Annotated in this window: 33 protein-coding genes, 1 tRNA gene and 1 pseudogene; 14 read left to right on the forward strand and 21 right to left on the reverse strand. The window is 36.7% G+C overall.

The annotated features are described in order from the left end of the window. Positions 1 to 110 precede the first annotated feature (110 nt). From GKR61_RS07710 to GKR61_RS07730, 5 genes are all read right to left on the reverse strand, one after another. Entirely contained in the window at positions 111 to 1,097 is a 987-nt protein-coding gene (locus GKR61_RS07710) for a fimbrial protein (RefSeq protein WP_154600022.1), read from the reverse strand. 9 nt (positions 1,098 to 1,106) lie between these two features. After that, positions 1,107 to 1,826, reverse strand: coding sequence for a fimbrial biogenesis chaperone (locus GKR61_RS07715; RefSeq protein ID WP_036951062.1), 720 nt, complete (start codon positions 1,824 to 1,826; stop codon positions 1,107 to 1,109). A gap of 6 nt (positions 1,827 to 1,832) precedes the next feature. Further along, positions 1,833 to 4,307: a fimbria/pilus outer membrane usher protein gene (locus GKR61_RS07720; protein ID WP_154639702.1), complete on the reverse strand. Its 2,475-nt coding sequence runs from the start codon at positions 4,305 to 4,307 to the stop codon at positions 1,833 to 1,835. Between the two features lie 149 nt (positions 4,308 to 4,456). Then, entirely contained in the window at positions 4,457 to 4,990 is a 534-nt protein-coding gene (locus GKR61_RS07725; RefSeq protein ID WP_036951059.1) for a fimbrial protein, read from the reverse strand. Between the two features lie 234 nt (positions 4,991 to 5,224). Beyond that, the gene (locus tag GKR61_RS07730; RefSeq protein WP_036951058.1) at positions 5,225 to 5,491 is read right to left on the reverse strand and encodes a helix-turn-helix domain-containing protein; all 267 of its coding nucleotides are present in this window, start codon (positions 5,489 to 5,491) and stop codon (positions 5,225 to 5,227) included. A gap of 711 nt (positions 5,492 to 6,202) precedes the next feature. Here GKR61_RS07730 and GKR61_RS07735 point away from each other — a divergent pair. Then, the gene (locus tag GKR61_RS07735) at positions 6,203 to 6,466 is read left to right on the forward strand and encodes a type B 50S ribosomal protein L31 (RefSeq protein ID WP_036951056.1); all 264 of its coding nucleotides are present in this window, start codon (positions 6,203 to 6,205) and stop codon (positions 6,464 to 6,466) included. Next, positions 6,466 to 7,107, forward strand: coding sequence for a metal-binding protein ZinT (zinT, locus tag GKR61_RS07740; RefSeq protein ID WP_410431442.1), 642 nt, complete (start codon positions 6,466 to 6,468; stop codon positions 7,105 to 7,107). Before GKR61_RS07735 ends, zinT begins: the two co-directional genes overlap by 1 nt. Positions 7,108 to 7,705: 598 nt before the next feature. Here zinT and GKR61_RS07745 read toward each other — a convergent pair. From GKR61_RS07745 to GKR61_RS07795, 11 genes and pseudogenes are all read right to left on the reverse strand, one after another. Next, complete coding sequence (locus GKR61_RS07745; RefSeq protein ID WP_154600020.1) at positions 7,706 to 9,016, reverse strand: hypothetical protein; 1,311 nt, start codon at positions 9,014 to 9,016, stop codon at positions 7,706 to 7,708. Positions 9,017 to 9,303: 287 nt separating this feature from the next. Next, on the reverse strand, positions 9,304 to 10,494 hold the full coding sequence (locus tag GKR61_RS07750) for a site-specific integrase (protein ID WP_154639703.1): 1,191 nt from the start codon (positions 10,492 to 10,494) through the stop codon (positions 9,304 to 9,306). Beyond that, entirely contained in the window at positions 10,449 to 10,670 is a 222-nt protein-coding gene (locus GKR61_RS07755; protein ID WP_230083138.1) for an excisionase, read from the reverse strand. The genes GKR61_RS07750 and GKR61_RS07755 overlap by 46 nt, the downstream gene beginning before the upstream one ends. Positions 10,671 to 10,879: 209 nt before the next feature. Continuing rightward, positions 10,880 to 11,647, reverse strand: a complete 768-nt coding sequence (locus GKR61_RS07760; protein ID WP_154639705.1) for a hypothetical protein — start codon at positions 11,645 to 11,647, stop codon at positions 10,880 to 10,882. 115 nt (positions 11,648 to 11,762) lie between these two features. Beyond that, positions 11,763 to 12,098 (reverse strand): hypothetical protein, encoded by a 336-nt coding sequence (locus tag GKR61_RS07765; protein ID WP_154639706.1) that lies wholly within the window; start codon positions 12,096 to 12,098, stop codon positions 11,763 to 11,765. A 76-nt stretch (positions 12,099 to 12,174) separates the two neighbouring features. Next, on the reverse strand, positions 12,175 to 12,636 hold the full coding sequence (locus GKR61_RS07770; RefSeq protein WP_154639707.1) for a single-stranded DNA-binding protein: 462 nt from the start codon (positions 12,634 to 12,636) through the stop codon (positions 12,175 to 12,177). Continuing rightward, entirely contained in the window at positions 12,626 to 13,432 is an 807-nt protein-coding gene (gene recT, locus GKR61_RS07775) for a recombination protein RecT (protein ID WP_154634657.1), read from the reverse strand. The genes GKR61_RS07770 and recT overlap by 11 nt, the downstream gene beginning before the upstream one ends. Continuing rightward, positions 13,410 to 14,243 (reverse strand): PD-(D/E)XK nuclease-like domain-containing protein, encoded by an 834-nt coding sequence (locus GKR61_RS07780; RefSeq protein ID WP_154639708.1) that lies wholly within the window; start codon positions 14,241 to 14,243, stop codon positions 13,410 to 13,412. Before GKR61_RS07780 ends, recT begins: the two co-directional genes overlap by 23 nt. 170 nt (positions 14,244 to 14,413) lie before the next feature. Further along, positions 14,414 to 14,878: pseudogene (locus GKR61_RS07785) on the reverse strand (class I SAM-dependent methyltransferase); the annotation flags it as partial. 128 nt (positions 14,879 to 15,006) lie between these two features. After that, on the reverse strand, positions 15,007 to 15,189 hold the full coding sequence (locus GKR61_RS07790; RefSeq protein WP_154638894.1) for a hypothetical protein: 183 nt from the start codon (positions 15,187 to 15,189) through the stop codon (positions 15,007 to 15,009). 107 nt (positions 15,190 to 15,296) lie between these two features. Further along, positions 15,297 to 15,521, reverse strand: coding sequence for a hypothetical protein (locus GKR61_RS07795; RefSeq protein ID WP_154639709.1), 225 nt, complete (start codon positions 15,519 to 15,521; stop codon positions 15,297 to 15,299). 139 nt (positions 15,522 to 15,660) lie between these two features. Here GKR61_RS07795 and GKR61_RS07800 point away from each other — a divergent pair, with 139 nt between their 5' ends. Beyond that, positions 15,661 to 15,873 carry a YccJ family protein gene (locus tag GKR61_RS07800; RefSeq protein ID WP_036951028.1) on the forward strand — a complete coding sequence of 71 codons (213 nt, stop codon included), beginning with the start codon at positions 15,661 to 15,663 and terminating at the stop codon, positions 15,871 to 15,873. Between the two features lie 71 nt (positions 15,874 to 15,944). Here GKR61_RS07800 and GKR61_RS07805 read toward each other — a convergent pair whose 3' ends face one another. The 4 genes from GKR61_RS07805 to GKR61_RS07820 form a co-directional block, all read right to left on the reverse strand. Then, a complete protein-coding gene (locus tag GKR61_RS07805) occupies positions 15,945 to 16,220 on the reverse strand; it encodes a hypothetical protein (RefSeq protein ID WP_036951026.1) in 276 nt (91 codons plus the stop codon). A gap of 380 nt (positions 16,221 to 16,600) precedes the next feature. Next, positions 16,601 to 16,834 carry a putative hemolysin gene (locus tag GKR61_RS07810; protein WP_154600011.1) on the reverse strand — a complete coding sequence of 78 codons (234 nt, stop codon included), beginning with the start codon at positions 16,832 to 16,834 and terminating at the stop codon, positions 16,601 to 16,603. Between the two features lie 114 nt (positions 16,835 to 16,948). After that, entirely contained in the window at positions 16,949 to 17,290 is a 342-nt protein-coding gene (locus GKR61_RS07815; RefSeq protein ID WP_006658129.1) for a DUF3024 domain-containing protein, read from the reverse strand. A gap of 9 nt (positions 17,291 to 17,299) precedes the next feature. Continuing rightward, on the reverse strand, positions 17,300 to 17,947 hold the full coding sequence (locus GKR61_RS07820) for a LexA family protein (RefSeq protein WP_112837176.1): 648 nt from the start codon (positions 17,945 to 17,947) through the stop codon (positions 17,300 to 17,302). 119 nt (positions 17,948 to 18,066) lie between these two features. On the opposite strand from GKR61_RS07820, the gene GKR61_RS07825 reads away from it, so the two are divergent. The 5 genes from GKR61_RS07825 (at position 18,067) to GKR61_RS07845 (ending at position 20,683) form a co-directional block, all read left to right on the forward strand. After that, positions 18,067 to 18,276 (forward strand): helix-turn-helix transcriptional regulator, encoded by a 210-nt coding sequence (locus GKR61_RS07825; RefSeq protein WP_036951015.1) that lies wholly within the window; start codon positions 18,067 to 18,069, stop codon positions 18,274 to 18,276. Between the two features lie 155 nt (positions 18,277 to 18,431). Next, the gene (locus tag GKR61_RS07830; protein WP_154600010.1) at positions 18,432 to 18,752 is read left to right on the forward strand and encodes a hypothetical protein; all 321 of its coding nucleotides are present in this window, start codon (positions 18,432 to 18,434) and stop codon (positions 18,750 to 18,752) included. Beyond that, positions 18,742 to 19,002, forward strand: a complete 261-nt coding sequence (locus GKR61_RS07835) for a hypothetical protein (protein WP_154609976.1) — start codon at positions 18,742 to 18,744, stop codon at positions 19,000 to 19,002. The genes GKR61_RS07830 and GKR61_RS07835 overlap by 11 nt, the downstream gene beginning before the upstream one ends. A gap of 110 nt (positions 19,003 to 19,112) precedes the next feature. Continuing rightward, complete coding sequence (locus GKR61_RS07840) at positions 19,113 to 20,012, forward strand: replication protein (protein WP_154600009.1); 900 nt, start codon at positions 19,113 to 19,115, stop codon at positions 20,010 to 20,012. Continuing rightward, positions 20,009 to 20,683, forward strand: coding sequence for a replication protein P (locus GKR61_RS07845; RefSeq protein WP_154600008.1), 675 nt, complete (start codon positions 20,009 to 20,011; stop codon positions 20,681 to 20,683). Before GKR61_RS07840 ends, GKR61_RS07845 begins: the two co-directional genes overlap by 4 nt. Positions 20,684 to 20,701: 18 nt before the next feature. Here the strand turns inward: GKR61_RS07845 and GKR61_RS07850 are convergent. Beyond that, positions 20,702 to 20,776 (reverse strand) — tRNA-Gly (locus GKR61_RS07850). Positions 20,777 to 20,861: 85 nt separating this feature from the next. Here GKR61_RS07850 and GKR61_RS07855 point away from each other — a divergent pair. The 6 genes from GKR61_RS07855 to GKR61_RS07880 form a co-directional block, all read left to right on the forward strand. After that, complete coding sequence (locus GKR61_RS07855) at positions 20,862 to 21,311, forward strand: hypothetical protein (protein WP_154600007.1); 450 nt, start codon at positions 20,862 to 20,864, stop codon at positions 21,309 to 21,311. Beyond that, positions 21,308 to 21,523, forward strand: a complete 216-nt coding sequence (locus GKR61_RS17935) for a DUF7740 domain-containing protein (protein ID WP_154600006.1) — start codon at positions 21,308 to 21,310, stop codon at positions 21,521 to 21,523. Before GKR61_RS07855 ends, GKR61_RS17935 begins: the two co-directional genes overlap by 4 nt. After that, a complete protein-coding gene (locus tag GKR61_RS17940) occupies positions 21,524 to 21,982 on the forward strand; it encodes a hypothetical protein (protein ID WP_154600005.1) in 459 nt (152 codons plus the stop codon). Beyond that, a complete protein-coding gene (locus tag GKR61_RS07870) occupies positions 21,979 to 22,263 on the forward strand; it encodes a hypothetical protein (RefSeq protein WP_154600004.1) in 285 nt (94 codons plus the stop codon). The genes GKR61_RS17940 and GKR61_RS07870 overlap by 4 nt, the downstream gene beginning before the upstream one ends. 3 nt (positions 22,264 to 22,266) lie before the next feature. Next, positions 22,267 to 22,647, forward strand: a complete 381-nt coding sequence (locus GKR61_RS07875) for an antiterminator Q family protein (RefSeq protein WP_036950157.1) — start codon at positions 22,267 to 22,269, stop codon at positions 22,645 to 22,647. Positions 22,648 to 22,869: 222 nt separating this feature from the next. After that, positions 22,870 to 23,786, forward strand: a 917-nt coding sequence (locus GKR61_RS07880) for a YbgA family protein (RefSeq protein WP_154600003.1), incomplete at its 3' end; no start/stop codon positions are given.

A 23,786-nucleotide genomic window follows, 5' to 3' on the forward strand; every position in this document is an offset into this window, starting at 1 on the left:
CTTAGTACAGCAACACCCAAAAAATGTCAAATAACGATCGTCTATTTAGGGCTATTTTTAAAGAAAGGCATTAATGATAAAAACGCAGTTATCACAGATGCCTCGAATTACTAATAAGAAACTACGACACGTATTGTTTTAGAAAATGGACCAGACGTAATTGAGCGCCCGCTAATTTGACTTAAGGTTGCAGTGTATGGCACATTTACAGGTGATTGCGGTTTAATTTCGCCAATAGCATAATTTTGGTTAAATTCGAGTTCGGTTGAATTACTTTTAATTACGGTCTGTAATCCATTTCCCATATCAAGGTATTTATTTCCCAATATAGAATTATTATTTGGTTCAAATCGAACAGATACATTTAACCCTGTTTCACAATTTTGTGGAACTGACATGCCTATATTAAATGTACGGCTGACAACTTCCCCAGCATTCATTTGTTTTGGCGAAATAGTACCAAAGCCAACAGTTCCTCCATTTGATGTAGTCACACTGACTTCAGGAGTAGGGCAGAGTAACGTTAAATTACCAATGATATGTGCATATACAGGAGCACCAATATATTTACCTTGATAATCTTCATGATAACCTAATAAAAAATTACCTGTATCAAATGGTTTTAATGCATTACTACCTTTTAGGACGGCAAAATTATACATGATACCAATATTTACAGCAGTGCCTACTGAAGGTTGGCTCCAATATCCTAAGTCAATATTAGGTACGCTGGCGTTGGTAATTGTTGCAATTGTACCCCCACCAATTGCGCTTTGCTGAGTAACGGTAACGCCGCTATTTATTAATAGTGTTTTAGTTTGTTGAGGAACAACATTTTTAAAATAAACGTGATTAGGTGTAGCTACGCTTCCTGTAAAATCACATTGTAAAGACATAAAAGAAGATAATGCAGTCGCTAATTGTGTTCCGGTTGTTATAGCGCTACTATTGCTTGTAATATCAAATTTAATATCTTGTTGTATCGATGTTCCACCAGCCGCGGGTTTGCAGTTTGCTACGGCTCCAAGTGCATTAAAGCTTAAAAACGAAAGCGAAATTATAATAATTGATACTACTTTATTAAAATAGGGTGTCATGATCTCTTCCTATTTTTCATTAACTAATGAACATGTTGCACTTTGGCAGGTGTAATTTAATAGTTTTGGTGTTCCATAATCATCAATATACGTTAATACCATGTTGGATGACTTTATTTTTTTATCATTCAAGGAGTAGCTGGCATTACTATTTGGTTTAATAACTATTTCTTGGAAATTTTCAACTTTACTCGCATTATCATTAATGTTAATAATCACAACATGGTAAGGAGTTGGATTTGTTAACTTTAATGAATTACCACTTTTTTCAATTTTTAATTCTTTTTGCCAGTTATTATCAGGGTATTTTTTCAATCCTGTTGGTCGATAAAAAAGTTTAAATCTAGATTGAATAACAATTTCAACCGCATTCTCTAGTTCACTTTTTGGCGGTATTCCTAGTACATTAAAATAGAATAATGATTCTTTATCACTTGGAGCTTTCAAATTATTTTTCGTAGTGCTGATCCTGACTTGCTTCTTTTGATTGGGCTCAATACGCTGCAATAATGGCAATGCTATTAATGGATCAGAAATTTTATGGCTATTTTCATCTTCAATCCAAGATTGAACTAAAAAAGGGTCTTTACTGTCAGTATTTTCTACAACAATGCTAACGCCTTTGCTGGCTTCATTATAAATGACTCGTGTACGGTCTGCTGAAATTGATGCATGTGTATATGCACTAACTAGTAATAAGCTACTGATAATTAATTTAAATTTTTTCATAATATTTTATTCTTTATTACAAATCACATTATTGATATTTTGAATGATCTGGCTATCCGTCACTAACTGACATGATTGCCCACCATTCCATTTAACGATTAATTTTTGGTTCGGTTGAATTCCGGTTAAATAAACTTGACCATTCTCAGCAACCATACCTAATACGGTATCTTTTGCTGAGTCATAAACTAAAGCTCCAAACGGTGGTGTTTTTCCATCAGGAAACTTGATGGTAATTAATGCTTTTTCGCCAATAATCGTATTGAGTTTTGCATAACCGACGGCACCATCAGTTAAAGTTGATTCAATGACGCTATCATCCACACTGACATTTTCAGGTATATTATTCAGATCAACATATTGAGTTGATTTGTAATATGTCGGCACATTACTAATTGCCGCTAAGCCAAATCTATTTGTAATTGACTCGTTTTGATTGATTGAAACATCTTTAGCATTATCGGTATCAATCACCATTCTTGCTTGATTGTCATAGACTCTTCTATGTAAAACAGGACCTTGGCTTGTAATTGTTAATGAGCCATCTAGCGTTCCGCTTAATGTACGATAATCATCACCAAATGAACCCGTTATCTGTGCTGTCCCATATTGGGTATCACGAGATGCAGATGCGTTTATCGTTGTATTTTCAAAAAAGTCTCTTGTCGAAAGTCCCAGGCTTAAATTATTGCTATCGATTTTTGTATGGTAATTAACATTATTACTGTATTTTTTATCTTGGTCATTGTATGAACTAAAATATTGTAATCGCGAATTCTTTTCGCCAACAAAAGGAATACTTAATGAAAGATAAGCCTGCTTAGATTTACTTCCTCTCACATAACTACTTTCACTGACTGATAATGATAAAAGCGCATTATCAAAAAAGTCATTTTTAATTGTTTTATTAAACGATACACTTAAAGTATCGTTGTTTTTAGGTTCATTCCAATAACTTTCTCTTGAATAACTTAAGCTTACATCAGCATTGAAATCAGGTATTTGCTGAGTAAATGATGTTGTAAAAACATTTTTCTGGCGAAAATGATGGTTCGATGGATTACCTTTCGTATAAATAAAATTATTAACGGACATGAATCCTTCATTTGAGAACTGATATCCAGTTAAATCGAGTCGACTGGAGTTAGAGAATCGTTTTGCATAATTGATTCTATAGCTTTCACCTGTACTTGAATTTGTAGTATGTAAGCGATTTTTAGACTGTGTAATATCAAATGATATTGCACCTAAGCGCTCCATGTTTATACCTAGACCCGCATTATAAGCAATATATTCACTATCTGATGTTGAAAATAAACCACCAAAAACGGATAAGTTATTAAATAATCCCCAAGAAAATTCGGTTGAAATAAAATCATTATCAACATTATTTTCACCCATTGGTGCTAATCGACCGGCATTTAATTTATATTGAAACATACCTGGTCGAGTTAAAAATGGAATGTTAGTTGATGATATTTGGTACTCTCTAACAGAACCATCTTCTTCCGTAATTTTGATGTCTAAGGTACCCGATAAAGCAGAACTCAAGTTATCAATAGAAAAAGGTCCTGGAGCAACCTTTACTTGGCTTAATATACGTCCATTCTGAGAAATAACGACAGTCGCGTTACTGGTTGCTGTACCGGTTATATTTGGTGCATAACCTCTTAGAATTGATGGCAGCATATTGTCGTCAGTGAAAACACTTACGCCATTAAAGCGTACAGAATCAAAAATCTGGCTAGCTGTATAATATTTTCCTACAAAGAACTTAGCTGATAAGTCAGGTAAATCAGTAAAAAGATAGGTTTGAACCCATTTAAAACTATCATTGTTGCTATTATTAAAATCTTTTTGGAATTGATAGTTACTACGGAATCTCCAACGTCCCATATTTGTACCAATGGCACCAAATGAGCTTAAGTTATTTGTATCTTGAGCATTCTTATATTTTATGTAGTTTTCTACTATATTATAGTCAAATACTAGTGCATTAATGCCTACTTCACGTTGCATAGGCGGCACCCAGTTTTCATCTGAGTATAGGAAATAAGCTTGCGGTATTGATAATGAAAGTTCTTGCTTTTCATCATCAAAGAGTGATGAAATATTATCGTCCTGTGCTGATAAATCATAGCACTGGCCATCTGACCATGTTGGTATTTTATTGATGAACTCTTCTTTTAAGCCAATAACATCTATTATTTTTTGTGAAATGCAGGGTTGTATAGATCCTTCTTTATTAAAGAAGTCAATTTTATCAAAAAAGTTTGTCCTTCTACCGTTAATTGATACGTTAGAAAAATAAGCGCCTTCCTGTGAGTGATTTTTTTCAAATGAACTCAAGTCAATATTTGTATCACCAGAAATAGATAAAGCATCCTGATTAAATTGAACAGAGTCTGCATTTACATAGTTTGAATATAAAAATAAGCTAGATATTAAACTCGTCACTATGTTTTGTTTAAATTTGTTCATTTTAATTGACCGGAATATTATATAAAAAGTATTATTGTTATAGGTTTTTATTTAAATAATAACTGGATATGCTATGAATTTTAGGCGTAGCATATCCAGTAAATTAATTACTAATTAAAGTTTATTACAATGAATAGTAATATTAAAAATTATTGATAATCTAAAACGTATGCAACAGTTGATTTAACAGAACCTGAAGTTGCTTGACCTAATGCTTGCATGCGTGCAGATAAGTGAATTGTATTTGCACCTGCGTTCAGATTTTGAGTAATAGTGTCGCCAGTTTTGATGCTTTGACCAGCATCATTTTGGAATAAGACACCTACGTTTTGTGCCGTACCTGTACTCGCCCATAAGTTACCAGCGGTATCCATTTGGCCAGTAAAGCTTACTTTAACTTTAGAATAATCTGTCTCACTTTCAGTTGGATCTAATACGCAGTCAGATAATTCTAATGTGAAGTCAACGTTTGGACCTTGTGCTCCGGCTGTTTTCAATGATGCTACTGGTACAGAACCTAATTGAACTTCTTTATTTACTGAAGAAGGTGCAATAGTACAAGCACCGGTATTCACTGTGCCATTAAATTCAATTGTGCCGCTTCCTACATCAGCTGCAAATGCAGTCGACGCCGCACCTAAAGTTAATGCGATAATTGAAGTGGTTAATAATGTCTTTTTCATTTTTAAATCCTTTATGTAATACTAATTTTAATAGGCTAAGACTGTGCCTTAGCAGGTTAATAACGTGGTATCAATATATTGATACCACAGTAATTTAATGGAAGCGTAATGTTCATTAACTCTAATGAATTATAGTGCCCGAAAATATGAGCATAGATTATTCGTTAAATGATAGGATAAATATAAGGAGATCCTTAAAATTTAGAGCGTAACTTCGAATGCAGGTATTCATTATTAATATATTTCTGCTTGCACCGCTCTGTTATTTACTTGTGCGATGGAGATGTCTTCAAAGAAGTAATGTATACTTATTTTGAAGAAGTCAGCTATTATAACGAGCGAATCTATATCAATTCTATTGATACCACGCTCATAACGAGAATACTGTTGTTGACTCACATTGAGATACGCTGCTACTTCTGTTCCTGTTAATCCGTATTCTTTTCTAAGTTTCTTTATTCTGCTCCCCACTATTTTGGCAATAGGATATTTTCCTGTCATTTTCATTTCCTTCATGACATATAAGTTTGAGTAGTGCTTAACATCAATAGGCAAAAATTCTAATTAAATAAGTATAAAACCTCAAATGCGTAGACGAGTAAGATATAAAAATAATCATTAGTTTTTTTTATTAAAATTGTTTAGTTCAGACTAAATTAGGTTATTTCTTTATTCTTATATTAAATTTAATGAAACAATCATAGAGCAGGGCGTCATTTTTCAGGTAAACGATACGATAAAATACGGATGTTTATCCTTACCAATTCAAAAATACAGTTGTTTTATCTAAATAGTAACTTAATAGTAGTTATGTCGGATTAAATACTGTCAAGTTGGAGCCCTTGATGAGAAATATATAGTTAACATGATGTTTTGAACGGTGAATTTTCTATGGGTAGGGCGATAGCGGAGTATTAATTGTTATCAAAATCGAGAGTTTAGAATTGCTTCTACCTTAATTCTCTTCTTATAAAAATGAATTGCTATTGATCATTAAACGCTTTCATTACTCATCATTGACTGCAATTTTTACCATCAACTTTGGATTTGTTTCATCGTCCTCGTTTGGCTTTCCGATCGTACTGTTTGGTATTTTTAATCATCAGCCAACAATAAACTGAATAAACCATATAAATATTAAGGCTAAAAAAGAGTAGTCAACGATGAAAAAAAATATTATTGTTATATTATAACATAACAATTGGAGGGGCTATGAAGCCGAATATTCATCCGGATTATCGGACAGTGATTTTTCACGATACCGCTGCTGATGTGTATTTCAAAGTTGGGTCGACGATAAAAACAGAGAGAACTGTTGAGTTTGAAGGGCAAAGTTATCCATATGTTCTTCTCGATGTGTCCTCTCATTCACACCCGTTTTATACAGGGAAACAGAAAACCCATTCACAGGAAGGGAATGTTGCTCGCTTTAATAAGCGTTTTGGGAATTTTGTTCAAACGAGAGAAGAAAAATGATGGTAAAAAATATTCTTTCATTGCTTGTGCTTACTAGTTTATTCAGTTACACAGCGATGGCGCATGAACATCATCATGATAAGCCGCAAACGGAAGCACAACGCAATGCTGCAAAAGGTATTTTTGATAATAGTGATGTTAAAGACCGTCAATTGAGTGATTGGGATGGTGTTTGGCAATCTGTGGAGCCTTATCTTGCTAATGGAACGTTAGATCCCGTAATGCAGAATAAGGCTGCAAAGAATAAGGATAAAACAGCGCAAGAATATCGAGATTATTATGCCAAAGGGTATAAAACTGATGTGGATATGATTGGCATTGAGAATAATATTATTGAATTTCACCGAGGGGATAAAGTCTCTCAGTGCCAATATGATTACGCGGGTTACCGAGTTTTAAATTATTCTTCAGGTAAGAAGGGCGTCCGTTATTTATTTGAGTGTAAGGATAAAGATAGCCAAGCCCCTAAATTTATTCAATTTAGTGATCATATTATTGCGCCAGAAAAAGCTGGGCATTTTCATCTCTATATGGGAAATGAATCTCAAGAGGCTTTATTGACTCAATTAGATAATTGGCCAACGTATTATCCATATTCTATGAGCGGTAAGGATATTGTGCATGAAATGATGCATCATTGATGGGTTGTTGGAGGCAGTCTAAAGTGGTTGTGGTAGTTAGGTTATATTAGGCTGCGTAGGATATAAAAAAAGCCCGCTAATGATGAATTGGCGGGCTGGCGGGAGTTGAACCCGAGTCCGTAATTTTTTAATGCATTGATTATGAAAAGATATTTTTAGTAAGGAGCAATCATGTGCACTAGGAGTGCACATGGAGGGCTATTCGCTGTCATAGTGCTGGCTATAAAATCTGTATGGGCTCAAAAGAACAGGTTATTGGTGATATCTTGGTTTTTAAAGCGGGAATGGATGCTATAAATTTAGTAATCAATGGTTATTCAGTTTTAATAATTTTAGGCTGAGTTATATTAATTCAGAATTAACCGGACATGTTTAAGCTATTGATTAGCTCTAATCTGATAGGTCACTCATTACCAATGACGGACGTTACTTAATTAACTATTCGATAATGTAGTAGACTATACTAGCAATAATTTTAATATTCTTAGATGGTAGTGTAAATATAAACAAATAAACTATTGAAAAATGGAATATAAGAGAGGGCTAACAATTTAGTTTGATGCCCTCGCTCAAAGCAAGCTAAGAACTAAATTTGAAGCTATACATCTAATCCATCCATTGGGCAAGGTATTTCTGACTTAACTTCCTCTAAATTTGCATTTTTCAAAAAGAAGTAAAAAGTAGAATCTACAACCTTTAATTGTCGAGAATTTGAATCATACGCAATTACTGGAGGAGTTATTCCTTTATTAGCTTGTAACCCTGTAAGAGCCTTTAAAGTCGTAACCAACTGGTGTCCTTTTAGTTCATCCTTTCTGTGATGTGTTTGTTTTATTGCATGAAGGATATTTTCTTTGCTAACTCCGCCATTTAAACCATGATATCCTAAGGTAAGAATATGTATTACGATATAATAATTTAGAAAATATGGCAAAGGACCGCCTTTAGTTATAGATGAGCTATTCGCAACAGCTATAGTTTCTAAGTTTCGTAAATGACGCCCAGAATATTCACTAGTTTTTATCTCTATTGCAGTGTCAACAGCATCTATATTAATGAAGTGTTTTATTGTTTCTTGTTTTGTGAGAATACCATCCGCAATACATGAGCCCTTTAATAACTCTTGAAAAACACCAACACTTCCGAACGAATTGGATATACACTTTTCAATAATCACAGGTGTAATTTCTATATTTAATAGATTCCCACCTTTCCTTGCTATGCTTCTAAAATCGTCCTCCAGCCACGGTTCAACAGGTATTTCACTAATTCTATCTTGTAGTTCCCCATTAAATTGGGTGAGTCGGTTAGCCTCTTTCCATACCCCTAGTATAATAAACCGTACTTTCAGGTCATTAAATGTACGAAGATCAAAAGAAAATGCTCTTTGTATTTCCTCTGGAAGGTAGTGAAAATTTTCAAGTATAATAATTTTCTTGCTACCAACATGATGAATCAAATGTGCAATATCATCAGGCAACTCTAAATTAAACTCAATTTCATCGTAGTTTTCTATATTGCTTGTGTTTTTTTCATCTTGTATCGCGAGAGATGCACTTGCTTTAGCAATCAGTGCTACAGCTCCTTGAATTGATGCTTTTCCAGTAACCTTACTTTTTTCTCCTGTACCTTCTGAGTAAGAAGTCTTAAGCACAACATTACATTTTCTAAGTATTGCTTGATATATCTGCTTTAAAGTATGTGCAGGTGATAAACTAATCAAAATATGGTCATCATAGCTAATATACTTTTTAACCAAGGCTGTCTTTCCTTGCTTTGACGCACCATAAACTATAATTTGCTTCTCTGTTCTTAATGCATCTATTAGCTTTGCATCAACATGCTCACGTTCGATGTAACTTTCAACTTGTTTTCCACTAACCCCAAAGACATCTTCTATTTTAAGCATTTTTATTTACCCAATATTTATAACTGCATGCGTATAGAAATATTTAGCCACATATTTAATTATTTGCTAGCTGTACTAAATAATAAATAATGTGAAAATTTACTATGGAATATATAAAAACACAAATTATTGAAGTTTTTAAAAGTAACCTTATTTTTATTCAGCTTGATTAAAATAGAATAAATAATATTTCTTTCATGAACTATACCCATCGGTTAGTATACTTTCACACAAGTTAGGCGGCTAGGTTTAGTTGTGCTCTATCTACTAACGCTGTCAGCCCAAGTCTAAATGAGTGTAACGGAATATAGATTATCGTTATTGTTCACCGTACCTCCATCATACTCCTTAAGATAACTCCCATAGTGCCTAAATAACATCTCAGGCCCTTTATGCCCCATTTGCCCAGCTAGCCAAAACAGGTTAGCGCCTTGGCTAATATGTCTTGTGGCAAATGTATGCCTTGTTTGATATGGATTGCGATATCGAATGCCCGCTTTTTTCAGCGTTGGCACCCATGCTTTCTTTCTGATTGCATCAGCGCCTGCCCAAGCTTTATTTGTTTTTGGGTCTTCAAAAATCACACCATCTTTCATAAACGTGAATTGCTTCTGGTCATTCAAGGCGTTCATTGCTTCACTGTTCAATTCTACCTTTCTGGTACCGGCTTTAGTTTTGGTTTTCTTAATAACGCCAACGACACTTGCGGACTGCACATGTGCGGTATTTTCTATGAAATCTATATCACTCCATCTCAATGCACATAATTCGGAGCTTCTTAATCCAGTATTAATGGCAAACTGGAATAAGTTTTTCCATTGCTCGTATTTTGCTGCAGCGAGTAGGGCGGATACTTCTTGTGGTGATAATGGGTCAACAATATAGTTACTTTCTGCACCGCTATTTTTTGATTTATATCTTGATGCAGATACAAGGCTGATAGGATTAATTGATATAATCCCATCAGTAATGGCCTCATCTAGCGAGCTACGCAAGAAAGAGAGCTGATTGCGGATGGTTTTTAATACTGTCGTTTGCTTCTGTATCCAGTTTTTTAGTATTGCCGGTGTTAGTGATGAAACATGTAATTGATGCAAATCAGACAAGGCATTTTTACACTTTTCATAGCCTTTGATAGTCGATGGTGATAGATTTCTTGTTTCACAAATCACAAGATACTCCTCCAAATAATCAATAACTCTTTTTTCACGATTATTATCACCGAAGAAATTTGATTTTTTAGAGTTAGGGAAATACTTGTGGTAATTAAATGTACCTTTTTCAATATTATTTTGAATTTCAGCAAGTAACCTTTCTGCGTATTTAATGTTTTTATTATCTACGGTTAGTCTGGATAGAGGTTCCCTACACAGAACCCCTTTATAAGTGAATGTAATAACCAAGGTATTTTTGGTTTTATTTTGGCGGATGGTTACGCCTCTTGGTAGTAGGTATTCTGTTTGTTTTTTCTGACCCATTTGTTGACTTCCTTTATATCAATCCAACGCTCTTTTGAACCATCGACCTTTAATACATGCACTCCCTCTTGCCAGAAGCGCCTTTGAACTCGTTTATTGATTGCATCAGTGCTCTCACCAAACAATTCGCAGTATTTAGATATTGGTAAGCACTCAACAGAAAGGTTTGTATTCATAATAGTCTCCATATTTTGCTATAGATGAATTTAATTATTGATTCTCTCTTAAAAACCTCACTACATCCCTCTCACTCTTGCTGTGTATATTTGCTTAGTAACTGTACAGCAGAACCCTGCATTACAAACAGTAATACATATCCGATTATTTGCATGAATTGTTACTCTGAATTTTAGGTGTAAAAAACCCCGCTAGTGCAGGGCTTTTATTATTGATATTGCCTGTATATATCTTTAATAGTTTGACGATTTCTTATTATGTTTAATTGTGAAACTTGGTCATTCGTTCCAGTTCCTATAAAAAACGTTTCTAAAAAACTCAAATCGCAGTAAATCATCTCTTTATCTTGACTAATGTTTTTTGGGTCTCTTTTAGCTAATGAGAAAAAGGAACTCATTAATTGAGTTATGTCAGTAATAGCATTAAGGCAGCTGAATATATGCTCATAAAGTTCATCACTTATATCAGTGGAGTTTAACAATATCCCTTTTAGGGTGTCACTATCTCTTTTTTGCACTGTTAGTAATTTTTCTATATCAGTGTTATTGGTATTGATTATAGATATAACGTATGAGGGAGAAATGTTATATATAACTACAAGCCTTTGCTTATTTGTTATTGTGTTATTCCTTGCGTAATCTATTAGATTTTTTATTTCGTCATAGATTTCCACTGTTTTAGATATCTCTTGAGTATATAATTTTTTAATTGCATTTTCTTTTTTTTCTAACTTTGTTCTTGCGTCAGTATCTGATTTTATTTTTTGCTTCCAATAAACCCATAAAGTGGCAATTACTCCTAGCGATGAAATGAAGCTAAATATAGATGACCACAAGCTACCATCTCCAAAGCTCAGCGATACATCATTCAATGCTATTAAAGCTAAAATGACAAAAAATACCATTAAAAAAAAACCGATGTATAGAATAAGAATAACAGCGTGCTCTATTTTTTCTAGTTTATCATCACTATCCATAACCCCTCCTTATTTAAAGCAGGAATCATACTCACATCCATGTGACTAATCCACGCCTAATAAACTGAATCAATATCTATGTGTCATCACCTTCATTGCCTCACTGCGAGTTAGATTAGAATTGCTTCCCACCTTCCTTTGCGCGGTTTTCACGTTGGTGATCTGTGCGATGCTTGTTGTATTCGAGTTTCTCAGTTATTGCGCCTTCAATGTCATAGCCAAAAGCCTCGGCATAATCCAAAATACGAATAACAGCATCAGCAAGTTCAACTTCAGCCATTTTTCGATGTGGCAAATGGCTATTCATTAAATCCTTGCGTTCTCCCTCCATTGCCTCACTGATTTCTGAATGAATTAGGCAGAGTAGCGTTCCTTTTTCGCGTGGATTGTCCCACCATCCAGCATCTTTATTTTGCTGATGAATTTGTTGTTGCAATTGCTTAATGTACATATATATCCTGTTTGCATCTTTGCATCTTTGCATCTTTGCATCTTTGCATCTTTGCATCTTTGCATTGAGCCCATCGTTAAATCACGTAAATAGCGTGGCGAGGATAGGGGAGTCCGATAGGGGCAAAGGGGATTTCGTCATTCCAATCCATAGGTGGCTCATTCTGTGGAGCTTGCTGCTGTGACCGATGAGGTTGTCGTGCTGGCTGCTGGATTCCTGCCTGATTGCTGTTACCACTAAAATCTAACTGGTTAACGATAATGACTGGTGTTGATTTCTTCTCTCCATTCTGGCTTGTCCATTCTTCCATGACGAACTCACCAGTGACCGTAACTTTTGTTCCTTTTGTTAAGTATTGGGGAAGTTTTTCAGCTTTAACTCCAAACATCTTGCAGATAACCCATGATACTTTTTCGTGTTCTCCATAACCTTGTTTTACTGGTAAGCTAAAAGATGCAACTGCCTTTCCGTTTGGCGTCCATCGTTGCTCACAGTCTTTCCCTAAGTGAGCTGTCACGATGAATAGGTTAATTGCCATGGCTATTCACCTCTTCAAATTCAGCTTCAAAAATTGCAGAGTTATCTTGTTCAATATTTGCCTCTGCCTTTTCGTCAAGTATGACGGCTTTTTGCATTTCGATGGAAACAGGTAAGTATTTAAAAAGTCGGCGAATGACTGTTTTCTTTGCCATTTCTTCCCAGTGGGTTGCCCATGGACCATTTTTACCCGCTTTACTTGAATTACGAACTTTTTCTATCTGGTTATAGGTCATAACTTCGAATTGAACACCTCCATCTTTTAGCCTAGCAACAGCATAAACATGGGTAATTGGTGAATCTTCATTTCCTTCGGGTATATGAGTTAAGTTTTCATTTAACCCATATTCAAAATGAAAGTTATCGCCTTGGCGTACTGTTCTTGCGGATATACTAATGATTTGACCTGAGCGCCTTGCTAAATCAATCATTCCTCGGTAGCCAATGATGAGTTGAACATTTTGTTGTCCGTTATCTGACTTACCATTACCGAAAGGCAGAAGGTAGGCGTGACCTAATGCATTACCCGGCTCTAATCCTAATTGTGAGCATTGAACTACAGCACCAATAAAACTTTGAATATCACAATTTGCAAGAGAGGGGGTTTTACGAATCTCGGTACTGACAATTCTAATCATGCGGTCAGATGTGATATGTTTAGGTAACGCAGCGGATAATTGGGCTTTCATTCCGGGCTGATTAATAAACTCTACAAGTTTTTGCTCATTAGTTTTTATTTTTACTTCTGTTCCTTGAGTCTTTTGTAGATCAGATTTAGCTAGCGGTGGCGTGCTCATGTTTTAATTCCTTAGCCCAGCGAGGCAGTGACAGCGTGCGAATGCCTGCCCATTCGTTAGTTTTAAGGCATTCCGCATAGGTGAATAAGTTTTGTTTATAAGAGGTGCGACCAACTGATTTGGCTTGTTCGTCTAAAACAAATACCCTGACAGGATAACGTCCGCAATCAATGGTTGTACTTACTGCAAGAAAAACAAAAACAGGTATTTCATCCGTTAGTGACTTATATCCATCCGAATAGAAAGAGTCCTGTACGTGATATCGGTACTCATACATAGAGCGTTCAAATTTCTGTATGTCGGCAGTACTTTTTACATCAACTAGCCAGTGATGCTCTTCGATTAACTTGTCCGGTCTACAACGACAAAGAATGTCCGTATCCTTGTCTTTCCAATAGATGCTACTTTCAGCGACTCCTTTCGCCTCTAAGCACCATCGAGCTATTGGGTGAGCCATCGCACTATCTTTCATGAGTGATAGCTTCCTGCTATCTTCATGGGTAATTGGTGTGATATTTTCCTTTTCACACATTTCAAGAAATTCCTTTTCTTGTTCTTTTCCTGCATTGGTTCTACGATTTACTTCCGGTGCAACTCTAAATCTTTTTTGAAATTCATCAGGCTCTAGCAATAAGCAATGCAAAGCCGTACCAAAATCTAGAGCTTTTGTTTTTTCGTTATCTACTGGCGCATCCCTATGCCATATAAAATCAGCCGGAGATTCATCTATCAGGTCAAGTTGTGACTTACTAATACCTAATCCATGGTGATAGTCTTCATTTGAAATGTCGTAATAAATACCTTCGTTCATTGAATAAGCCTCTCTTCCAATACATCCTGTATTTTCTTTAGAATCCTATCCTTGGTTGATTCAGATAGTTGTCGAAGTTCCTCTCCGTCAATTTCGTTATAAATATCAATAGCCATTTCCCCAATATCAAATTTAGGATCAGGGCTATATATTTGAATTCTCATAGGGGCGTCCTTAACGAATAATATCCAGTGGGTCTTATCGTTCTTGCCTACGCGCTGAACTATCGTCGGTTTCTGGTCAGTAAGGGCTAATACTTGCTTTGTAGGAATTTGAGTTTCGTTCCACTTAAAAGCCAATGTTCCGTTTGGCCGCAGCACTCGGAATACTTCACTAAATCCGTTAGCTAAATCCTCTTTCCATGTTTCTTTGTTTAATCGTCCGTACTTTTTAAACATCCAACTATTGTTTCCGATGCTCATTAAATGCGGCGGGTCGAATACAACTTGGTGAAATGAGTTATCAGGAAAGGGAAGGCTTTTGAAATCAGCGATAATATCTGGTGTTATATTTAGCTTCCTGCCATCACATAGAATGTGTTTTTCTACCCTTATATCGCTGTAAATTACTCTATTGTCTTCCTTGTCAAACCAAAACATACGACTACCGCAGCACATATCCAAAATAAGGGGCATGGCTATCTCCTTACGTGAATGCGTATGACCCACGAGAGTTAACTTGCCGTAGGATTCGATTTGTCTTTTCGCATTGCTGTTTAAATTTCCAATCAGCAACTAATTCGTCTATTTGTTTATCAGTCATGTCAGACTCGCGCAGTAGGGCGAATATTTTCTGTTTTATGTATTTCTGCTTTGCGTTCATATTTGACTCCATATGCTGTCTTTAATGTTTCATTTGCTTCGCTCCATCCGTTCTCATCCTTGAGATAGCGTGCAATTCCAGCTTGTGATTGAGCTAAACAAAGTTTGTATTTATCTATATTCATGCTTATCTCCGGATGTGCGAAATCCTCACTTATCTTGCGATAGCGATAGAAAGTCCCCTGATGTTGGTAATATTTATTCGGTTAAATATGAAAGGGGTAAGTCTTTTTTAATGGATAATGTCTCTGACTAGTGTTTCTAATGCGGCTTTTTTGAGAGCTGTTTTCACCGCTTCGTTCCCGATTAGATTTTTCACAAATTCATCCAATAGCATTTGAATATTTGGCTCATTTTCAGGTACAGATATTTCAGCCATACCTTTTACTTTTGGTTGCATTTCATCAGACAGAATGAGTTTCAAGTTAATATCTACTGATGCTTTAGCGTGTGGCATTTTGCCTCCTTATTAATCTTTTAGTGGGGTATTGTTGAGCGTGAACTTTTGTAATTGCAGTGCAAGTTAAGCTGCTTTTTTAAATTTCTGTATTCATGCTATTATTTCCCTTAGTACCAACTACTAAGGGATATAAAGCATGAAAGATCATCACATATCTGAGTGGGCGAAAGTCCGTGAAACTTCAATTGAGATTGCTCAAGCTATATTTGAGCTAGCTAAAAATGATGAAGTTTTAGCTGAGAAAATTTGGGAAGAAGGTTCTGATGAAGTGCTCCCTCTAGCTTTTTCTAAAACAACAGACGATAAGTTGTTTTGGGGTGAGCAGACAATCGAACGTAAAAACGTTTAGTCATTCAAAGCCCTTAATAGGGCTTTATCATATTTCTAATTCTTATCTATCACCCGCTCACCTAATAAGCTTTAAGCTCTCGCTGTCACTTCGCCACTTTGCGTAATTGGCTTGCGTAGCCGTGATTGCTTGTGTTGCACATCGGGTGTGTCTTTTATCCTGACAAGCAAGTTTGCCAGTACATCTGTTTCATCTACTGGTTTAAATATCGAGTCCCATATTTCTTCCACTGAGCGGCTTTTTTGTTTAGCTTTTAACTTGTTACGTTGCTTGTAGTACTCTCCGTTACGTTTATATCTGCGCATCTTTGAGTTTTCTTTTGCTGGTAAAAAAATAATAGCTGTCATATTTGCCTCCTAAGTGATCTTTGGTGATTGGGATGGTCACCTAATACCATATGTGCCGTAGTGCTTTTACTAATCCCAAAAACCACTCAGTGGTTGCTCTGAGAAGTTCCTCTGAGCGTTCCGCTATGCCGTACTGTATAAAACACACGTAATCGGCAAGATGTTAAAGAGCATTTATCTCAGGGTGTGTGCCTTCGATGTGCTTGAATGTATACTAATCGTAGATGCTTGTAAATACAAAATGTAGACTTTGTTTGTGTTTAATTGTCAACTATCTGTATTCTCAGGTAATTTATTTGAAAAATTATTTGTCTTGTAAGAGTGATTTTAAATAGGAGTGAAGTTGAGGATATAAAAAAAGCCCATTAGGGCTTTTATGTTTATTTGTGATCTCTTCTGTACAAAGACCACTCTTCAATTTTTTCACCAGAGGGGAGGGTGCAATATCCTACTTGTCCATCGTTAGTGTTAACTATGTCAAGTTTTCCGCCTATTTTCGCGCAATAAACAGAAGCAGGGTTAGCCATTCCTACTTGTGCAGGAGAGTTGTCATTTTTTCCTGAAGAGCAGGCAGTTAACGAAATTAAAGCTGATAAAATAATGATTTTTTTCATGTGGTTATCCGTTTGGGAGGCTGCGAATTTTACATACAAAAGCCCTCGTGGGGAGGACTGAGGTTATTTAAAGCTATTTACTGTTGTTTTGTCAGTAATACTCTGAATGTATCGTTAGCCAAAAAAGTAACCTTGTAAATCATCTTCTACAAGCTTAATGGCATCTGAAAAACTACCTAACATTTTTTCATCGTAATGATGCCAGTTACTGTCTTTATCCATCCATAGTAGTGACCAAGAACCAGTGATTTTGTTATGTATTATTTTTGCTACAGGTTCTTCTACTCTTGAGTCACTCCATGTTAGCTGTCTAACCTCGAATATAACGACCGAGTCATCTTCAATACGATACTGTAAATCGAGCTCATCTCTGAGATGTTCTGCTGGGCGGCGTTTTTCTAAGAAAAATTCCATGCACTTTTCAATATTTGCTAGTTCAATATCATTGAATGCCATGCTTTCTCCTCAAAAGGTGTCATCAGACCATTGACACTTTATAACTTTACCTATGATTTCGCAGTTTTCATTTATTGGGATTAAATCAAATTTCGGGTTAAGAGGTTCAAGGAATGTTTGCCCTGATTCTCTAATTAATTTTTTAAATGTAAATTCGTTACCGTTTAGCCTAGCGATACAAAAATCACCAACATTCACAGGCTCTTTTGGGTCAATAAGTATCAACATTCCTTCAGGAAAGCTAGGTTTGCCTCCTTGTGCTGCTGTCATTGAGTGACCTTCAACCTCAAGCCAAAAAGCGCGATCACTTGCTTTCTTGGCTGTAGGTATCCATGCAATGGCATCTTTCTCCGTATAAGAGTTACTATTTTCGGTAAATGAACCTGCTTGTACTTTAGATAGTAAAGGGTATTCATAGATTGGCTCAGTTCTACTGATCGAATCTTCGTTAATGCTAATAGTACCATCTTGATTTATGGTTGGGTTATTGATGCCCACATATGCAAGTATTCTAGCTATTTCACTAAATGCAGGCTCTCTCTTTCCTGTCATCCAATGCCCAACGGCACCTTTCGATACCGAAAAATGCTCTGCCATATGATCGTATGTAATGCCCTTATCTTTCATAAGGGACTTGGCTAGTTCATACCATTTCATTTTCATAACCTAATAATACGATATGTATACATAAATGTAGACCGACAATGTGTATACTTTTTTGTTGAAATTACGGATACCTTACGTATACTTTCGTGATAAAGAATAAGGAGGTTTAGATGAATTACATAAGCCGATATAGAAAAAAACTTGGGCTTACTCAGACTGATTTAGCTAAAGAGCTTGGCTGCACAAAGGGAAACATTAGCCATTATGAAAATGGTCGGCGTAAAGCAGACCTTGAAGTATGCAGGCAGCTAGTAAGTTTTTTTAACAATAAGGGAATTAACGTCACTATCGATGACATTTTTCCTCCAAAAGCAGTATAGATTTACTCGTTCTTTAACATTTGAATATAGGTTTGTTTTCCCTAGTTAACTCTAGGGCGTCTATATTCTTTGGAATCGCTCAGAGGAACTTCTCAGAGCAGCACACCCACAGGATCGTGGGTAACGGATTAACTGTATATGAAGGAATATAAATTATGGAAAACGCAAATTCACGCAAATCGTTTAACCGATTTGTATCCAATCACTTGGTGGCAACCGCTTATCAAGTTATCAGAACAACATCTCAAACAGTCATCGCTAAATCATTAGGCGTTCATGACTCAACTATCACTCGTAGAACCGAAAAGATACCTGAGCTATGCGAGACATTAGCAGCGGCAGGGGTAATTGATTTTGTTTTGCCGGGTGAAAAGAAAATTAGTGAAGAGGAATATCGCTTTTTGTGGAAGCAAATGGCTGAGTTTTCACTATGGAAAACAGGTTCATTACAGGAGGTAAATATCAATGAATCCTGATGAATTTATCCGAAAAAATATTATTAAAAAATTGATTGAATTAGGTTATCAGGATGGAGTGGCTTTGGAATTAGCCGCGGATGAGGGGATATCTCATTTTAGACGGTGCTCACAAGCTAGTCGTCGTGGAGCAATATTTGATGATTGTTATCACGTAGCTAACACATGGATAGATAAATATGGCAGTAAGCCAGCAATGGTAAGTAAACGAAGAGCCAAACAGACTATCAAGCAAGTTTCAATGTTCTAAAAAGCAAAAGCCTAGGAGGCGGCAACCAACTAGGCCTTCATCGTATTTCGTTATGCAGGAGTAATTTTACATGAATATTAATTTCAAAACAAATCGATATGGAGGTCGCTATGAATACAGCGGAGGTATTTAAATTTCCCGTTAAGCCGGAGAAACCAAGAATGGCAGAGTTGGACAGTGGCTATACAAAGCTTGCCAACGAGTTACTTGAATCGCTGATGTGCTGCGACCTAACCGCAAGGCAATTTAGAGTCATGCTTGCGTTAATTCGTAAAACTTATGGTTTTGGAAAGAAAAGCGATCGAATATCTGACTCTCAATTAGCTGAGATGACCAAACTATCAAGGCAGAACGTTAATAAGGCAAAGAATGAATTACTTTCAATGAATTATATCATTCTTGATGGTAAAAAAATTGGTGTCAACAAAGAGGTTTCAGCATGGAAAAATCAATCTAGAGACAGTGTCTCTAACTTGAAGACAAAAAACGTCTCTAACTTAGAGACAAATGATGTCTCTAATCTGGAGACACACAAAAGAAATACTTTAAAGAAAAAAGAAATAAATAATATATCGTCAGAGAATTCTATCGAATCCCCTGACCAACCATCCGAAAAAATTTCAGTGGTTGATCCCAATGCTGTTGTTTGTTCCCCCAAAGGTAACAAGTGGGGAAATGCTGATGACCTCAAGGCAGCTCAATGGATTTACTCGCAAGTGTTGATAATCAGTCCTGCAACCAAAGAGCCAAACTGGTCATCATGGGCTAATGATATCCGCTTGATGCGCCAACTAGACGGGTATTCACACAAAGATATTTGCCGATTATTCCAATGGGCTAACCGCGATTCGTTTTGGTGTAGCGTCGTGTTATCTCCTGCAAAACTTCGCAAAAAATGGGCGACTTTAGTCATTCAAAGTCAGCAACCAAACCGAAACAAACGAGTTGTAGAGCAAGAGCCAACACAAAGCTGGAATACTCGTGAAGCATGGGAGAATGAATTTATATGAAACCTCATTTGGCAACTGTAATTGCTAATCGAGATGCAGGCGCACTGGCTAAAATTGCTCAAGACAGTACGCCGCAAAAAATAGTAAGCCCACAGGCTGAGCAACTTGTTGATGTGCTATTCCGAAATCTGAAACAAATCTTTCCTGCCGCAGTAAATACCATCTTCAAAAATGAAAGTGATGAACTCGCAGCTAAACGCCAGTGGATTGCCGCTTTTGCTGAAAATGGAATTACTACCCGTGAGCAACTTCAAAACGGAATGAGACACGCGAGGGCAAGTGATTCGCCTTTTTTCCCCGCAGTCGGTCAATTCATCAAGTGGTGCAAACAGGAAGACTTTACTCAGCTCGGATTGCCCACGGAAACTGAACTATACAACGTGTTCAAGAAGTATTGCTCAGAGCGAGGTTGGCGTAGATTTAATTGGCAGTCGAGCGCTTGTTACTGGATGGTCACTAAAATTTACTCAGAAATGCGAAGTCGAAACTTATCGGATTCAGAGGTTATAAAACTTTGCGCGTCTGAGCTTAAGGCTATGGCTAATCGTATTAAATCAGGTGAGAAAATACCTGATCCAGTTTTGCAACTTGAAAGCGCAGTGATACCCACTAAGCGTGACAAAGCGTTATCAATCATTGCCGATTGGAAAAACAAATATGGATTTAAGTAAGGGGAGCGATAAGACGATTGGAGCGGCCAGTGGGAATCGAACCCACATCATCAGCTTGGAAGGCTGAGGTAATAGCCATTATACGATGGCCGCTAGGTAAAAACTGATTAATTAACGAGTTAACGTTATTAGGCTACGCCTCAAAACTAATTTTCGCAAGGGTAAAATAGGAGGCTAATTGACAGATGATATCTGTCTCCACAAATCTAATCTCAAAGGCATTTTCAAAACCCTCTCAGAAGTAACAGAAACCGGTAAGCGATACCGAATCAGAATCACCGAATGGCGTGACCTCAGAACAATATCAATGAATAGAACATGGCGCATGTGGATAGAAACTACAGGCGATTGGCTACGTGCGCGTGGTGTTGTCATTGATATTAAAAATGGAGCTGGTGAAGTCGTTCTATCAAAGCCAATCACTAATGAAGAAACTCATGAATATTTTGTCGGTCACTGGTTAGGTCGTGATGAAAACGGAGAGCGTGAGAAAACCCGCAAGATGGATAAAGCACGGATGCTTCTAATGATGGAGAAGCATGAACAATGGTGTATTGAGAAAGGCATCCCAATCATCATTCCCAATAACTCGGAGTATATGAAACTTAAGGAGCAACAAGAGAGATGAGAAATGAGGCTGAAGTGTTTATGAGCGCACTTACTACCCTTAAATTATGCTGGGCTATTCATAAATCAAATGATGCGGTCAGGAAGTGTGCTGGAGTGTTAAAGCGCAAATTTATATTACCGCATGCCGTAGATACTATGAGGACGATAGAGTTAAGCGAAAACCCGATGGTTGTGATTGTTGTCGCTGAGTGGGATATTCAGGAGAAATAAATGGCATTAAAACGCGACAAGCACGATATTGTGTTTTCGCAGTTGGTCCGGGAAAGAGCAACTTATGAATGCGACTACTGCGGAAGACAATTTAGACACGAACCTTCAAAACTCCACTGTTCACATTTCAAATCACGACGACACAAATCAACCCGATACCATCCCTTTAATGCTTTCGCTCACTGCGTAGGTTGCCATCGAAAACTTGGCGAAGACCCACACGAATTCAATGCTCACGCTGTTATCACTTACAGCGAAATGACGATTGACCGCATAGCTCGTTTAGCAGGTGCTTCAGTGAAGTTGAAACCGTGGCAAATGGATGAGTTATATCAGCACATGAAGATTGAGCTTAAAAGAATTCAGGCACTACGGGCTAGCGGTGTAATAGGTCGAATTGAGTTCACGTTACCTGATTGGTACCAGAAAGGGATCACTTATCAGATGGGGGATTTATGAAAGCTGAAATCATGACTATTCCAGAGTTGCTTATTAAGACATATGGAAATATGGCTGAGGTTTCTCGGTACCTAGGATGTTATCGTGCGACAGTAAAAAAATATTCTACCGATGTTAAGGCTGAAAATCATGCTGTGATAAATGGGCGATTAATGACTATGTACAAGACAAGAGAAAGAGGCACTTCAAATCTCGCCAAAGAATCAGATAGTGCCATTTCTATAGCTAAACGTATTAACGCTGAATCCGACGGCAAAAGCTCGAAAATTAATACGAGGTAACGGATGCGTAATATTCAACAAGTACTAGAAATGTGGGGCGCATGGGCTGCGGATAACATCGAGTCAGTTCAATGGTATTCGACAGCGGCAGGATTTAGTCGCTTAATACCTAGTAAGGTGAAATCTCGACCTCAATGTTGTGAAGATGACGCCATGATTATCTCTAGCTGTATGGCTCAATTAAGTATAAAGAATAGAGAGATGCATGACCTGCTACTGGATTATTATTTATTTGGGAAAACATTCATGCAGCTAGCTAGAGAACATAAATGCTCAGATACCCATATAGGGAAAAAACTTCAAAAAGCGGAGGGGGTCATTGACGGAATGTTGATGATGTTAGACATAAAATTAGAATTAGATAGGTATGTAGAGAAGATTTAATAAAATACTTTACGATCGTAAAATAGCTGATATTGTGATAAGAATAACTACAACGTCAGCAGCTTATGAGCCTCACTTCAGTGGGGCTTTTTTGTTTGTTTTATTAGAGTGTGGAGTAGTGATTTATAAAGCTAGTAAATAAAGTGCAATGTTACTAATATGAATTCAATTATTACTATAAATCAATTTCGTATATAAGTGATTTCATATAAGGTGGCAATGATGGTTAATCTTCTTACCTCTAGTGATATGAGCAATACATCAGATAAAAAAATCACTGTAGGTATTAGCTCATGCTTATTGGGTGATAGCGTTAGATTTGATGGTGGTCATAAGCGCTTTCACTTTGCTGTAGATGAGTTATCAGATTATTTCGAATACCAACAAGCATGCCCGGAAATGGCGATTGGTTTACCAACACCTAGACCTGCATTGAGGCTAGTTAAATCTGACGAAAATAGCGTTAGACTCAAGTTCAGCGATGGTCGTGAAGGCGATTTAACTGAAGAGATGCTTCAGTTTTCGACCACTTATTTGAGTGGGCTTTTAAATTTAAGTGGTTATATTGTATGTAAAAACTCACCTAGCTGTGGCTTGGAAAGGGTTCGAGTATATGATTCAGTTGGCAATGGTAATAAAAAGTCTGGAATTGGGCTTTTTACTGAACAATTACTCAAAGTAATGCCTTGGTTGCCTGTTGAGGAAGATGGCAGGTTAAGCGATCCTCATATTCGAGAAAATTTTATTATACGGGTATTTGCTCTTCATGAGCTAAATGAACTAAAGAAAAACTCCTTCAATCGGCACTCATTAATCGACTTTCATACTCGATATAAGCTCCTTTTATTGGCGCATTCACAGCCTCTTTATCGAGAACTTGGTCGTTTTGTTGCTAGTAACAATGAATGGGATTCAATCGATTCTTATTTTGATGAGTATCGAAATAAGTTTATGAATTTATTACAACACCAAGCGACTAGGCGCAATCACACTAATGTGCTTATGCATATCCAAGGTTACTTTAAACGTTATCTGACATCAAACCAAAGGCAAGCATTGAGTAAGTTAATCCTCGAATACCGCCAAGGAACACAGCCTTTATTGGCTCCATTAACATTAATTACGCACTATTTATCTGA

This window comes from Providencia sp. wls1916 (genome assembly GCF_009706585.1).
Classification (GTDB): domain Bacteria; phylum Pseudomonadota; class Gammaproteobacteria; order Enterobacterales; family Enterobacteriaceae; genus Providencia; species Providencia lanzhouensis.

Coding starts and splice junctions, on each gene's coding strand:
- GKR61_RS07710 (WP_154600022.1), bottom strand. CDS start 1,097: ATGACACCCTATTTTAATAAAGTAGTATCAATTATTATAATTTCGCTT.
- GKR61_RS07715 (WP_036951062.1), bottom strand. CDS start 1,826: ATGAAAAAATTTAAATTAATTATCAGTAGCTTATTACTAGTTAGTGCA.
- GKR61_RS07720 (WP_154639702.1), bottom strand. CDS start 4,307: ATGAACAAATTTAAACAAAACATAGTGACGAGTTTAATATCTAGCTTA.
- GKR61_RS07725 (WP_036951059.1), bottom strand. CDS start 4,990: ATGAAAAAGACATTATTAACCACTTCAATTATCGCATTAACTTTAGGT.
- GKR61_RS07730 (WP_036951058.1), bottom strand. CDS start 5,491: ATGACAGGAAAATATCCTATTGCCAAAATAGTGGGGAGCAGAATAAAG.
- GKR61_RS07735 (WP_036951056.1), top strand. CDS start 6,203: ATGAAGCCGAATATTCATCCGGATTATCGGACAGTGATTTTTCACGAT.
- zinT (WP_410431442.1), top strand. CDS start 6,466: ATGGTAAAAAATATTCTTTCATTGCTTGTGCTTACTAGTTTATTCAGT.
- GKR61_RS07745 (WP_154600020.1), bottom strand. CDS start 9,016: ATGCTTAAAATAGAAGATGTCTTTGGGGTTAGTGGAAAACAAGTTGAA.
- GKR61_RS07750 (WP_154639703.1), bottom strand. CDS start 10,494: ATGGGTCAGAAAAAACAAACAGAATACCTACTACCAAGAGGCGTAACC.
- GKR61_RS07755 (WP_230083138.1), bottom strand. CDS start 10,670: ATGAATACAAACCTTTCTGTTGAGTGCTTACCAATATCTAAATACTGC.
- GKR61_RS07760 (WP_154639705.1), bottom strand. CDS start 11,647: ATGGATAGTGATGATAAACTAGAAAAAATAGAGCACGCTGTTATTCTT.
- GKR61_RS07765 (WP_154639706.1), bottom strand. CDS start 12,098: ATGTACATTAAGCAATTGCAACAACAAATTCATCAGCAAAATAAAGAT.
- GKR61_RS07770 (WP_154639707.1), bottom strand. CDS start 12,636: ATGGCAATTAACCTATTCATCGTGACAGCTCACTTAGGGAAAGACTGT.
- recT (WP_154634657.1), bottom strand. CDS start 13,432: ATGAGCACGCCACCGCTAGCTAAATCTGATCTACAAAAGACTCAAGGA.
- GKR61_RS07780 (WP_154639708.1), bottom strand. CDS start 14,243: ATGAACGAAGGTATTTATTACGACATTTCAAATGAAGACTATCACCAT.
- GKR61_RS07790 (WP_154638894.1), bottom strand. CDS start 15,189: ATGAATATAGATAAATACAAACTTTGTTTAGCTCAATCACAAGCTGGA.
- GKR61_RS07795 (WP_154639709.1), bottom strand. CDS start 15,521: ATGCCACACGCTAAAGCATCAGTAGATATTAACTTGAAACTCATTCTG.
- GKR61_RS07800 (WP_036951028.1), top strand. CDS start 15,661: ATGAAAGATCATCACATATCTGAGTGGGCGAAAGTCCGTGAAACTTCA.
- GKR61_RS07805 (WP_036951026.1), bottom strand. CDS start 16,220: ATGACAGCTATTATTTTTTTACCAGCAAAAGAAAACTCAAAGATGCGC.
- GKR61_RS07810 (WP_154600011.1), bottom strand. CDS start 16,834: ATGAAAAAAATCATTATTTTATCAGCTTTAATTTCGTTAACTGCCTGC.
- GKR61_RS07815 (WP_006658129.1), bottom strand. CDS start 17,290: ATGGCATTCAATGATATTGAACTAGCAAATATTGAAAAGTGCATGGAA.
- GKR61_RS07820 (WP_112837176.1), bottom strand. CDS start 17,947: ATGAAATGGTATGAACTAGCCAAGTCCCTTATGAAAGATAAGGGCATT.
- GKR61_RS07825 (WP_036951015.1), top strand. CDS start 18,067: ATGAATTACATAAGCCGATATAGAAAAAAACTTGGGCTTACTCAGACT.
- GKR61_RS07830 (WP_154600010.1), top strand. CDS start 18,432: ATGGAAAACGCAAATTCACGCAAATCGTTTAACCGATTTGTATCCAAT.
- GKR61_RS07835 (WP_154609976.1), top strand. CDS start 18,742: ATGAATCCTGATGAATTTATCCGAAAAAATATTATTAAAAAATTGATT.
- GKR61_RS07840 (WP_154600009.1), top strand. CDS start 19,113: ATGAATACAGCGGAGGTATTTAAATTTCCCGTTAAGCCGGAGAAACCA.
- GKR61_RS07845 (WP_154600008.1), top strand. CDS start 20,009: ATGAAACCTCATTTGGCAACTGTAATTGCTAATCGAGATGCAGGCGCA.
- GKR61_RS17935 (WP_154600006.1), top strand. CDS start 21,308: ATGAGAAATGAGGCTGAAGTGTTTATGAGCGCACTTACTACCCTTAAA.
- GKR61_RS17940 (WP_154600005.1), top strand. CDS start 21,524: ATGGCATTAAAACGCGACAAGCACGATATTGTGTTTTCGCAGTTGGTC.
- GKR61_RS07870 (WP_154600004.1), top strand. CDS start 21,979: ATGAAAGCTGAAATCATGACTATTCCAGAGTTGCTTATTAAGACATAT.
- GKR61_RS07875 (WP_036950157.1), top strand. CDS start 22,267: ATGCGTAATATTCAACAAGTACTAGAAATGTGGGGCGCATGGGCTGCG.